The 12,192-nt window shown below is 64.6% G+C and carries 10 protein-coding genes; 5 read left to right on the forward strand and 5 right to left on the reverse strand.

All coding sequences use genetic code 11. The features are described 5' to 3' along the window. Positions 1-28 precede the first annotated feature (28 nt). A complete protein-coding gene (locus QZZ02_RS02070) occupies positions 29-2,839 on the reverse strand; it encodes a hypothetical protein (RefSeq protein ID WP_291841915.1) in 2,811 nt (936 codons plus the stop codon). A 584-nt stretch (positions 2,840-3,423) separates the two neighbouring features. Between QZZ02_RS02070 and QZZ02_RS02075 the strand changes: the two genes are divergently transcribed. The 3 genes from QZZ02_RS02075 to QZZ02_RS02085 all read left to right on the forward strand — a co-directional run bounded on the left by QZZ02_RS02075 (position 3,424) and on the right by QZZ02_RS02085 (position 6,690). After that, entirely contained in the window at positions 3,424-4,662 is a 1,239-nt protein-coding gene (locus QZZ02_RS02075; RefSeq protein ID WP_291841916.1) for a type III PLP-dependent enzyme, read from the forward strand. A 39-nt stretch (positions 4,663-4,701) separates the two neighbouring features. Beyond that, a complete protein-coding gene (locus QZZ02_RS02080) occupies positions 4,702-5,748 on the forward strand; it encodes a deoxyhypusine synthase (RefSeq protein WP_291841917.1) in 1,047 nt (348 codons plus the stop codon). A gap of 663 nt (positions 5,749-6,411) precedes the next feature. Then, positions 6,412-6,690, forward strand: coding sequence for a hypothetical protein (locus QZZ02_RS02085; protein WP_291841918.1), 279 nt, complete (start codon positions 6,412-6,414; stop codon positions 6,688-6,690). Here the strand turns inward: QZZ02_RS02085 and QZZ02_RS02090 are convergent. Continuing rightward, positions 6,650-8,266 (reverse strand): peptide ABC transporter substrate-binding protein, encoded by a 1,617-nt coding sequence (locus tag QZZ02_RS02090; RefSeq protein ID WP_291841919.1) that lies wholly within the window; start codon positions 8,264-8,266, stop codon positions 6,650-6,652. The two genes, QZZ02_RS02085 and QZZ02_RS02090, sit on opposite strands and share 41 nt — an antisense overlap. Before the next feature lie 178 nt (positions 8,267-8,444). On the opposite strand from QZZ02_RS02090, the gene QZZ02_RS02095 reads away from it, so the two are divergent. Then, positions 8,445-9,092: a MarC family protein gene (locus QZZ02_RS02095; RefSeq protein WP_291841920.1), complete on the forward strand. Its 648-nt coding sequence runs from the start codon at positions 8,445-8,447 to the stop codon at positions 9,090-9,092. Here the strand turns inward: QZZ02_RS02095 and QZZ02_RS02100 are convergent. Further along, the gene (locus QZZ02_RS02100) at positions 9,089-9,733 is read right to left on the reverse strand and encodes a hypothetical protein (protein ID WP_291841921.1); all 645 of its coding nucleotides are present in this window, start codon (positions 9,731-9,733) and stop codon (positions 9,089-9,091) included. The two genes, QZZ02_RS02095 and QZZ02_RS02100, sit on opposite strands and share 4 nt — an antisense overlap. Before the next feature lie 205 nt (positions 9,734-9,938). Between QZZ02_RS02100 and QZZ02_RS02105 the strand changes: the two genes are divergently transcribed. Beyond that, a complete protein-coding gene (locus QZZ02_RS02105) occupies positions 9,939-10,163 on the forward strand; it encodes a hypothetical protein (protein WP_291841922.1) in 225 nt (74 codons plus the stop codon). Here QZZ02_RS02105 and aguB read toward each other — a convergent pair. Together aguB and QZZ02_RS02115 are read right to left on the reverse strand one after the other, a co-directional pair. After that, entirely contained in the window at positions 10,139-10,996 is an 858-nt protein-coding gene (aguB, locus tag QZZ02_RS02110; RefSeq protein WP_291841923.1) for an N-carbamoylputrescine amidase, read from the reverse strand. The two genes, QZZ02_RS02105 and aguB, sit on opposite strands and share 25 nt — an antisense overlap. Before the next feature lie 5 nt (positions 10,997-11,001). Next, positions 11,002-12,189 (reverse strand): serine hydrolase domain-containing protein, encoded by a 1,188-nt coding sequence (locus tag QZZ02_RS02115; RefSeq protein ID WP_291841924.1) that lies wholly within the window; start codon positions 12,187-12,189, stop codon positions 11,002-11,004. Positions 12,190-12,192: the final 3 nt, after the last annotated feature.

A 12,192-nucleotide genomic window follows, 5' to 3' on the forward strand; every position in this document is an offset into this window, starting at 1 on the left:
CGAAGGCCGACCGGATCAGGCTTTTGCGTTACTGCGTGCGGCGGAAGGTCCAGCCCTGGTACCAGGTGTCGTTGGCATCCTCGACGGCGCCGATGTAATCGACGTCGACGAACCAGCTGTCGAGACCATTGATGTCGAAGGCGGTGACCGCTTGTTCGGTCGCGCCCGGCACGACACCGGTATTGCCCGGGATGAAGGCGAAGCCCGTCATCGTGTGGGTGATCTCGGCATTGTTGGCCTGACCCAGGAACCAGGTCGAAACGTCGACGGTGTCGCCGGCGCTTTCGTCGAAGTTCGTCGTACAATCCAGAACGATGGACTGCATGATGATGTCTTCATCGCCGGCAGCGCCGGAGGCGCCGATACGGTCGAAGGTTTCCTGGTCGTCGATGTCGAGGCAATCCTCGCCAAAGTCGACCACGATGCCGTTGTAGAGCTCACCGGCAGTACCAGCGCGGAGCAGCATGCCCTGGTCGCTTTCGGCCGCGCCGCGTTCACCGATCAGGGTGAAGTTGGAGATACGCGGGTTGGAGCGCGGCAGGAGCGTGTTGTTGGAACCGCGATTGTCGAACTCGAAACCCTGGTCGGCATCATCGCCAGCCTGGGCAACGATCACGAACTGGGCCCGGCCGATCCAGCCATCGGTGTAGTCGAAGCTGTCATCACGGATACCGGTCAGCACCAGGTGGCTCACATCGACCGCGCCGCCGAACATCTCGACGCCGTCATCGGCATTGTTGTGAACCTGGACATAATCGACTTCCGTCGCCGAACCGACGCCCTGGAAGGCGATGCCGTTCAGCTCGTCCTCATTGTTGATGAGGAAGCCGGCATATAGGAGGCGCGTGTAGAAGATATTGCCCGAGTCGTCGGTCGGCGTGGCGCCGCCGAAGAGACCGGAGGAACCCTCACCCGACTTTTCGCAATCCACGCTGCCGCCGACAGCCGTGCCGTCGATACAGGCATTGATCGGTGCGCGACCATTGATGATCAGGCCGCCCCACTGACCGCGGTCATTGGCGCCGACGGTACCTTCGATGTCGGACCGCGAGGTCAGCGTGACCGGTGCGGTGCGGGTGCCGTTCGAGCGGATCGTGGAACCGCGGGTGACGACGATGTAGTCCGAACCGGCCGAACCGAAGACGGTCACACCCGGATCGATGGTCAGCTCGACTTCGATGCCGGACGGCAGCGGGCTGGCCGGATCGGGACCGCGGTCAACACCGACGAAGACCGGCCCTGCCAGCTCGTAGATCGAGCCACGGGTCAGGCGCAGGTCGGAAGTGACATTGCCGGTCAGCTGGCAGATGCGCTGGCCGTTGAGCGTCTCGGCAGATTCCGTGGTGCCCGTCGGGCAGCCCGGATCGGCGAACAGGTTGAACGTCCAGCCGGCAGCCCAGTTCGAGGCAGCCGTTTCAGCACCCGAGAAGGCGCCGATGTAATCAACATCGGTGAACCAGGTGTCGAGACCATTGATGTCAAACGCCGTGACGGCCAGTTCGACCGGGCCCGGGAAGACATCCGACATCGAGTTGTCGATCTCGGCATTGTTCGGCTGACCCAGGAACCAGGTCGAAACGTCGACGGTGTCGCCGGCGCTTTCGTCGAAGTTCGTCGTACAATCGAGAACGATCGACTGCATGATGATGTCTTCATCGCCGGCAGCGCCGGAGGCGCCGATACGGTCGAAGGTTTCCTGGTCGTCGATGTCGAGGCAATCCTCGCCGAAATCGACCACGATGCCGTTGTAGAGCTCACCGGCGGTACCGGCGCGGAGCAGCATGCCCTGGTCGCTCTCGGCGGCATTGCGCTCACCGATCAGGGTGAAGTTGGAGATGCGCGGGTTGGAGCGCGGCAGCAGCGTGTTGTTGGAACCGCGGTTGTCGAACTCGAAACCCTGGTCGGCATCATCGCCGGACTGGCGGACGAGGACGAACTGGGCGCGGCCGATCCAGCCATCGGTATAATCGAAGCTGTCATCGCGGATATTGGTCAGGACGAGGTGGCTGACATCGACCGTACCGCCGAACATCTCGATGCCGTCATCGGCATTGTTGGAGACCTGGACGTAGTCGACCTCGGTGCCGGAGCCGACACCCTGGAAGGCGATGCCGTTGAGCTCGTCTTCATTGTTGATCAGGAAGCCGGCATAGCGGACCTGGACATAGCGCAGGATGCCCGAATTGTCGGCCGGATTGTCGCCGCCGAACAGGCCCGACGAGCCTTCGCCGGACTTTTCGCAATCGGCCGAACCGCCAACTGCCGTGCCGTCGATACAGGCATTGATCGGCGCGAAACCATTGATGATCAGGCCGCCCCAGAGGCCGCGATCGAGCGGCGCTGCCGTGCCTTCAATGTCCGAGCGCGAGGTGAAGACGACCGGAGCGTCAGCCGTGCCGACCGCTTCGATCTGCGAGCCGCGCGTGACGACCAGGTAGTCCGAGCCGGCCGAACCGAACAGGGTGGCGCCAGCGCCGATTTCCAGGGTCACCGAGGTGCCGCCGTCGAGACCGACGAAGACCGGGCCGGTGATGATCACGCCGGCATTGGCGGCGATCACCGTGTTCTGGGTGATGTTGCCGGTGATCTCACAGGCATTGATCGTGATGTCGTTATTGGTGACCGAGGTCTCGCGAACCGAACCGGTACCGCAGCCGCCGGCCGGGATCAGATCGATCGTGGTCTGGCTGCCGCCACCGCCACCACCACCGCCGCCGCCCGGAGGCGTACCGACATTGGTATTGCCAGGCGAAGAGATGGAGGTGTCCGCGCAGGCTGCGAAGAATGCGCAGGAGGTGGACACAAGCAGAAGCTTGCGGAAGTTTTTCGTCACCGACATGAAAGTCCCCCGGGAAGGAATGAATTAGACCGTTGATCGGGGGGACCCGTTCCGCCCCGTTCGCTCGGGAGGCGGATAGACATCAGCATTGTTACGGCCGCGTGACAACGAAGGCCGGATTCCGAACCGGACGCTGGCCGGAGCTGCCACCAGCACTGGGGCGGCCGCGGGCTCTGACCCGCTAGATGCTGTCCTGACAGGGAAATTCGACGCGGTGGCAAAACCACCACAACCGAAGTATTCGCGTTTGAAATTTTTGTGACATCGCGGAATGTGACAGGCTCTTTGCTGTCATTACGATTATACGCGAAATAAGAGACTTTCGAGTCTCAAACTGTACTTCGTTCCGGGTACGGATTTATTCCTGCGGGTTGCGTTACAGGGAGCAATGCGCGACCGTCGTCCGGCCTCGCCCTGCCTCGTGCAGCCTGCCCGCTCCGACCCGGAGGACGCCATGACGAAGCCAAAATTCGGTCGCCGCAAATTTCCCGCTTTACACACCCGAAATTTGACTTTAATCGCGCTCTTCCCGGCGGAGGTGACGATGCCGGATTGGGTTAACAACGAGCAGGGGGTCACGTGAATTGCACACGTACCATACTCCCCTGGACCTGGTCCGTTCGCGGCACGTAGAAAGTCCGGTCGTCTGTGTACGCCCGGACCGCGTTGCCGAAGCAGGGCGCTGGTTCCAGGACAATTTCCCGGGCGAAGTCCTCTACGCTGTGAAAGCCAACCCGGCACCCTGGATTCTCCAGGCGTTGCACAAGGCCGGCACGCGCTTCTTTGACGTCGCCTCGATTCCGGAAATCCAGCTTGTCGCCGAGCATTGCCCGGACAGCCGCATGGCTTTCCTGCATCCGGTGAAGAGCCGCGAAAGCATTCGTCGCGCCTATTATGAATTCGGCGTGCGCATCTTCGCGCTCGATTGCGAAGCCGAGCTCGCCAAGATCGTCGAGGAGACCAATCACGCTGATGACGTCACGCTGATCGTGCGTCTGGCGGTGTCCAATGACGGGGCGATGTTCTCGCTCGCCGGCAAGTTCGGCGTGCCCGCCTATGAGGCGGCCGAGCTGATCCGCAAGGCGCGCGCCCATGCCTTCGAGCTGGGGGTGAGCTTCCATGTCGGCAGCCAGTGCATGCAGCCTTCGGCCTATCGTTCCGCCATGCTGGAAGCCTCGCGCCTGATCGTGCAGGCCGGTGTCACCGTCGACATTGTCGATGTCGGGGGCGGCTTCCCCTCCATCTATCCGGGCATGACCCCGCCGCCGCTCGACGATTATGTCACGGCGATCGAGGACGCCTTCGAGGAGATGATGGTGCTGGAGAATGCCGACCTGTGGTGCGAACCCGGCCGGGCCCTGGTGGCCGAGGCCGAGTCCGTCCTGACCCGGGTCGAGCTGCGCAAGGGTGACGCCCTCTACCTCAATGACGGCGCCTATGGCCGCCTGTTCGACGCGGCGCATGCGAAATGGCCCTTCCCGGTCCGCCTGCACCGCCCGCGCGGGGATATCGACGCGCCGACCGCCTCCTTCCGTTTCTTCGGTCCGACCTGTGACAGCCTGGATGCCATTCCCGGCCCGTTCGAACTGCCGGCCGACATTCGTGAAGGCGATGTCATCGAGATCGGCATGCTCGGCGCCTATGGCACCGCCCTGGCGACCGACTTCAACGGTTTCGGCGCGATCGAACGCGTCGCGGTTGAGGATATGCCGTGGCCGTCTATGTTCGAGGCCCAGTCCGACCTGGCCGAGGATGACGACGCCAAGGTCATCAGTTTCGCCCGCGCCCGCCGTCGTCGGCCGCGCCTGCGCCGCCGCGCCTGACCATTTGCGGCCTGATCTGACAGGCCCGAGGAGCTACACATGAGCGAGAACTCAAACCGCAAGGCCGAGCTGCTTTCCAGCCCGGTCGAACATATCGACATCACCGCCTTTGACGGCCGTCACATGATTGACGCCTGGGAGAAGATGTCCTTCACCTCGCGCGATGCCGCGCGCGCCGCGCGCATCCTGGAACAGGCTGTCGCCGATCCGGACTGCTCGGTCATCCTGACCCTGGCCGGCTCGACCTCGGCCGGCGGCTGCATGCATGTCTGGCGGGACATGGTGCGCAACAACATGGTCGACGCCATCGTCTCGACCGGTGCCTCCATCGTCGACATGGACTTCTTCGAAGCCCTCGGCTTCAAGCACTACCAGGCGAAGGAGATCCCGGACGACCGCGAGCTGCGCGACCTCTATATCGACCGTATCTACGACACCTATATCGACGAGGAAGAGCTGCAGGCCTGCGACCATGCCACGCTTGAGATCGCCGACATGCTCGAGCCCGGCCCGCGCTCCTCGCGCTCCTATATCAAGGCGATGGGCAAATGGCTGGCCGACGGCAATGCCAAGAAGCCGGGCTCGCTGGTACAGGAATGCTATGAGCAGGGCGTGCCGATCTTCTGCCCGGCCTTCTCGGACTGTTCCGCCGGCTTCGGCCTGGTCAAGCACCAGGTCGAGCGGATGAAGGCCAACAAGCCCTATCTCTCGATCGACAGCGTCGCCGATTTCCGCGAACTCACCGACATCAAGATCAAGGCCGGCAAGACGGGCCTCTTCATGGTCGGTGGCGGCGTGCCGAAAAACTTCGCCCAGGACACGGTCGTCTGCGCCGAAATCCTCGGCGTCGAAGTCCCGATGCACGCCTATGCCGTCCAGATCACCGTCGCCGACGTCCGCGACGGCGCCTGCTCCTCCTCCACGCTCAAGGAAGCCTGCTCCTGGGGCAAGGTCGACGTCGCCCTGGAACAGATGGTGTTCGCCGAGGCGTCCACCGTGGCCCCGGTCATCGCCTCCGACGTCTACCACCGCCGCGACTGGGAAAAGCGCCCGCGTCACCGCTATGGCGACATGTTCCAGGACTAGGGCTTCGGCTCAGCCCTGACGAGAAAGCCCCGGCGATAACGCCGGGGCTTTTTTTGTGCTCGCACGAGTTTCCTGTTGTCATCCCGGGCGAATGGCCCGCGAAAGCGGGCCGCAGACCCGGGACCCATACGCCCGGTGCGGCGAGCCTTCGCGACAATGGGTCCCGGATCTCCGCCCGGCTCAGGGCCGGGCCTGCGTCCGGGATGACAGGGTGGAGTTGGTATTGCAGCGAACGCCCACGCCATTTTCCCCGGACGTGCGTCAGCACGATCCGGGACCGACGGGGGACTCATCGCCTGAAAGCTCGCTCCGTCGGCCCCGGGTCTTCGCCCGGCAAAAATGGAGGGTGAGTTTGGCGGCGCAAGTCCGACGCGGTGCTTCGTCCTGACCGGAAAGATAGGCAGCTTATCCCCGCCTTGCGCACCCGTCCTTCTCCCTTGGGAGAAGGTGCCCGAAGGGCGGATGAGGGGGATTCCTCCTGCGGTCACAGGGATTTACCCCTCACCCGGCCTGCGGCCACCCTCTCCCCGGGGAGAGGGAAAACGCGCCGATTCACAAAACTTATCCGCCCCCCTTCTCGCCTGCCCCATAATCCTCCCGTCCCGCGTCACTCGAGGCCCGGATTGGTGATCCGGGGGCGTTGGGAGGACGGAGCTCGTCCGGTTGCCTGGCATCACCACCAGACCAACCCGGCGCGCCGCCAGGGCGGCCTGGTACAAGGCCGTCGGCGCCAGCGTCGAAGAGGTCGAGCTCGACCTGCAGATCGAGGAGGATGCCGAACGCATCCGCCGGGCCCGGCAGGCCGGCGGGCCTGTGCCGGAACCGCGCTGGGAGGAGAGCTGGCTGCTGGTCGAGGGCCGGCGTGAGGGTGAGGCGATCACCCCCGGCTGGCATGACTCCCCTACTCCGTCTCCGCCACACACAGCCAGCGGCTCTGATTGATGCCCGCCGGATTGGTCACCCAGCCGGTGACGCGGGGGGAGACGAGGCGGCGGGTGGCTTCGATGAAGATGGGGGTGGTCGGGTGGGCGTCGAGCATCATCTGCTCGGCCTCGCCGAACAGGGCCGAGCGGCGGACCGGATCGACCGTGTGCAGGGCTTCCTCGGTCAGCGCGTCATAGGCGGGGTCATTCCAGCCGGTATAATTGATCTCGCCGGCCCGCGTCTCCCATTGCAGGAGAATGCCATAGGGGTCGAGAAAGTCCGGCACCCAGGACGTGGTCCCGGCCTGGTAATCGCCGACGCGCATGGCAGCATAATGGATCTGGCTGTCGCGTGAGGACACCTCGGCCTCGACCCAGGGCGCGATCAGGCGCCAGTCCTGCTGCACCACCGGGGCGACGCGCGGCCAGCCGGCGGCGGGCTGGTAGAAGAGGGTGAAGCGCAGCGGATTGTCCGGTCCGAAACCGGCGGCTTGCAGCAGGTCCCGCGCCTCGGCACGGCGGGTCTCGATATCGGTGTCGGCATAATCCAGGCCAACGCCCTCGGCCCGGCCGGGAATGCCCTCGGGCACTTGGCGCCAGATCGGCATGTCGTCACCGCCGAGGATTTCGTTGGCAATGAAACGGCGGTCGATCGCCAGGGAGAGGGCCCGGCGCACACGCAGATCGTCAAACGGGGCGGCCCGGGTATTGAAGTCGATGCCGCGCATATAGAGGCCCGGCACGGTCTGCACGATCTCGGGATTGCGCTCACGCAGGAAGTCGGTACTGGCGGCCGAGAATTCGACGTTCAGGTCAAGCTCGCCGCTGCGGACCCGGCGTTCGGCGGCAGCCGTGTCGATGGTCGGATAGAAATATACATTGTCGAGGCAGACCTGGTCGGCGGCGTAATAGACCGGGTTGGCGGCAAGGTGGATGAAATTCCCGGTCCGCCAGTCGGCCAGGGTGAAGGGACCGCTGGTCACGATATTCCCGGGACGGACCCAGGCCGGGCCGTGTTCGGCGACCGCATGGCGCGGCATGGGCTGGCCCCAATACATCAGGATACTCGGCAAGTACGGCGTCGGGTATTCCAGCGTGAGCTCGACGGTCGCATCGTCCAGCGCGACAGCGCCCAGCGCGTCCGGTGTCATCCGGCCGGCATAGACCGCCTCGGCATTGGCGATCGGGAAAAGCGGCGCGGCATACTGGTTGGTCGTGGCCGGATCGAGCGTCCGGCGCAGGCCGAAGACGACATCCGCCGCAGTGATCGGCAACCCGTCTGACCACACCGCCTCGCGCAGGGTGAAGGTCCAGACCAGCCCGTCCGGCGAGACAAGGACCTGTTCGGCCAGGCCTGTGGTCGGCAGGCCGTCGGGACCGGCTTCATACAGGCCGACAAACATGTCGGCGACGATGGTGCGCTCATCCATGATGACGGCGATCGCCGGATCCAGACTGCCCGGCTCGAGACGATTGCCGCGATGCAGGGTCAGGCCATCCTCGGCCGCCGGAGCCCCGCAACCGGCCAGTCCGGCAAAAATGCCGCCAGCCAGAAGCAGCCCGGCCAGAGGCCTCGGCCGTGTCAGTCCAGTCATGAAGAATTCCCCCGTTTGTTCAAGCGTGGACTGCCCCCCCCTGTCGCGACAAGACAATTCGGCGCTTTCCGGTCGTTTTGCTTTATTGCATGGCAAGCCTGCGCCGCCCTGCACCAGATTTTCCGTGACCTCGCCCGTCGGCCCGGTTATGCGGGCGGCTCAGACAGGACTGATTGCCATGCTCGAGATTTTCACCTCCGCCCTGGTCACCTTCTTCGTGGCCATCGACCCGCCCGGTGTCGCGCCGATTTTCGCCGCGCTGACCGAAGGCGCGCCCAAGGCCCACCGCCGGGCCATGGCCATCAAGTCGGTGATCATCGCTGCCGGCGTCCTGCTGGGCTTCGCCCTGGCCGGCGGCTGGCTTCTGGACGCCATGCATATCAGCCTCGACGCCTTCCGCATTGCCGGCGGCGTCCTGCTTTTCCTGATGGCACTGGAAATGATTTTCGAGAAACGCACCGAACGCCGCGAGGAACGGGCCGAGGGGATCATCGGCGAGCACGATGCCCATCCGGAAACCTGGGAAGATATCTCGGTTTTCCCGATGGCGATCCCCATGCTGGCCGGTCCCGGCGCGATCGCGACCGTCATGCTCTACATGTCGGATGCCGGCGGCTGGATGGAAAAATGGGTGGTACTGGGTTCAGCCGGTGTGATCCTGGTCTTCTGCCTGGTCACCTTCCTGCTGATCGGCCCGGTGATGCGGGTGATCGGCGACTCGATGGCCGCCATGATCACGCGCATCCTCGGTGTCATCCTGGCCGCCCTCGCCGCACAATTCATCATTGACGGCATTCTGGGCGCCCTGGTGACCGGCCACGGCTAGTCGAGGCGACGGGTCAGCGTCATTTCCAGGGTCGGGTAACACATGCCCTGCGGGTCGCAATACTGACCCGTCTCGACCCAGCTCTGACCGTCGATCACCGCGTCAAAGACAACCCGGCCCTGTGGTCCCAGCGGGATTTCCCAGTGATAGCCGGTCTCGGTGATCGTCATGGCATGGCTTTCCGGCCCGCCCCGGGCAGTGGCCGCGAACATGCGGTAGCCATCGCTCCCAAGGCTGACAAAACCGGCGGCATCGTGAACCGGGCGACCGTCGCGGCCGGACCCGGCCGGGGCAAATCCCTCGCCTCGGATCATCACGACATGGCCGCCGGCGGCCCGCTCGACACGCTCGAAAATGTCGAAATTCTCGCGACTGCCATCCGGCATCGCCGACCAGCCCGTGCCCTGCCATTCCCCGATCAGGCTGGCCAGAGCGTCGGCCGGCAAGGCAGGCGAAGCGGCCCCTTGCGCTGCGGCGCCGGCGCCCATACCTGTCACGACAAGACAGGCCAGACTGACGGCAACGGCCATCCGGTTTCGACCTGTCTTGTGCAAGCGCCAAAAGGTCGGCGTCGCTTTGCCATTCGCATTGATCCCGATCTGCCTGTCGGTCTGCCTGTCTGTCTGCATGTCGGTCTGCATGTCGTTCTCCTCTGACTGATGCAGCTCGACTTTACATATCAAAGTTCTTTTCAGAACGGGGATTCACAAGCCGCCTGTCCACCCTCACGCCCGCCCCTGTCCAACAGCGCCGCGCATCCGGAAACCAAGTGTTAGGCGATTTCTGCCATGGTAGTGCCACAGAGGGGTCGATCGTAACGACCACACGGGGGTGTTGGAGGAATGCATGGGCTACAGCCTTGCCATGCTGCTCACGGCAGCAACCGTAACCGCCGGCGGATTGACCGCCTCAGCTCTCAGCCTGACCCAGGGGCAGACTGACCAGGCCATCGCCTTTGGCTGGCCGGCCATTGCTGTCGCCTTCGTGGTGGTGATGCTTCTGCCGACCGGCCGCCGCCGGGCGAGTGCCCGGCGCGAGCCTGCCGATCAGGACGAGCGCGGCGTGAAATAGGGCTCGTAGAGATCGGGACGCCGGTCGCGGAAAAACCCCCAGGCCGCGCGATGGCGCTGCAGGTAATCCAGATCAAACGTTGCCGAGACGATTCCGGTCTCGCTGCGACCCAGCTCGGAAATCTTTTCGCCGGCATGACTGGCGGCGAAGGACGATCCATAGAACAGCTGACCCTCCTCGTCACCGATCCGGTTGGCGGCAATCACCGGGATCACATTCGACACCGCATGCCCCTGCATGGCCCGCTGCCAGCGTGCGGCGGTATCGAGACTGTCATCATGCGGCTCGGACCCGATCGCGGTCGGATAAAGCAGGACTTCCGCCCCCAGCATGGTCATGGCGCGGGCCGCTTCCGGGAACCACTGGTCCCAGCAGATACCGACCCCGACCTTGCCGAACCGGGTATCCCAGACCTTGAAACCGGTATTGCCCGGCCGGAAATAGAATTTCTCCATATAACCCGGCCCGTCCGGGATATGGCTCTTGCGGTAGACACCCAGCGCAGACCCATCCGCGTCCAGCATGACCAGTGAGTTATAGTAGTGCGGCCCGTCGCGCTCATAGATCGAGACCGGGATGACCACACCCAGCTCGGCCGCCAGCGGTTGCAGCGCGGTGACGCAAGGATGCTCCATTGCCGGCCAGGCGCTGGCGAAATGAGCCTCGTCCTGGACCTTGCAGAAATAGGGGCCCTGGAAGAGTTCCGGCGGCAGGATGACCTGGGCACCCTTGCTGGCGGCCTCCCTGATCAGCGCGCTGACCGTGGCGATATTGGCGTCCATATCGGTGCCGAAGGCGGCCTGGAGGCCGGCAACATTAATGGTTCTCGCCATGGCGGTCAGTCCTCCTCGAAACGGTCGAGCCAGGTGCCCGGGCCGTTCCCCGTTCGCAGATCCATCACCGTCGGCCAAAGCCACCAGGCCGGCCGATTATCGGAATTCCAGAGCGCCACAAAGGCGAAACCGGTCTCCGGTTCAAGCACAATTTGCGCTCCATAGCCCGACAGATAGCCGGAATGCAGCACCAAGGTGCGGCCCTCCCAGTCATAGATGCGCCAGCCCAGCCCATACCAGGTCTGCTCGACCCGGGACCGCAATTCGCCGAGGCGACGCGTCTCCCGCAGGGTATCGGTCAGCGGCGCATGGATGCGGGAGCGCACCGCATCCGGCAGGCCGGGCCGCGAACCCAGCTGCAGCTGGGCCCAGACCACCATGTCATCCAGCGACAGATTCAGGCCGGATGCCGACGGGATGCTGTCATAGGGCGAGGTCGGGTCGCCGGGCCTGTTGGTCAGGCGGCGCCAGCCGGAGTGCGGCCGCGCCCACGACGGTGAAGCGGTCAGCGCCGCGGTGCCGACCGAAGCGGCGGGCAGGCCCAGCGGCTCGATCAGCCGCTCACGAAGCGCCGAGGCGAAATCCCCGCCCGTTGCTTGCGCCACCACGCTCTCAAGCGCCGAAAAGGCGACATTCTGATAGGTGTAGCAATCACCGACCGGGCACATCAGATCGACCCGTGCCAGCCGTTCGCGGATGCGCGTCGGCGCCTGGCCGGCCTCCAGGTCGAGATCATAGGCATTGGGCGGCAGGCCGGTGCGATGGCTGGCGATCTCCTCCAGCGTCGGCTGCCGTGCGCCCTGCAGGCGCAGCACATCGCCCGGGACCGGTTGCGAAAGGTCAACCAGGCCATCGGCCTCCAGCAGGCCCAGCAAGGTGCCGGTGAAGGTCTTGGACACCGAGGCGGCGCGGAACAGGGTCTGCGGCGTCACCGTCTCGCCATTGCCGGCCGCGGTTTCACCGTGGGTGTAGTAGAAGACCGGCTCGCCGCCTTCGATCACGGCCGCAACCAGGCCGACAACGCGCCGGTCGGCCAAGGCCCGGTCGAGTCGGGCTTCAAGCATTTCCAGATAGGGGAAAGTTATCTGCGCGGCGGCAGGGTCAGTCGGGCTTGTCGTCTGGGCAATCGACACACCCGTCATGACGGGCAGGCTTGCGAGACAGACCAGCGCTGTCAGGGCGGATCGGATCAATCC

This window comes from Maricaulis sp. (genome assembly GCF_015665295.1).
Taxonomy (GTDB): Bacteria; Pseudomonadota; Alphaproteobacteria; order Caulobacterales; family Maricaulaceae; genus Maricaulis.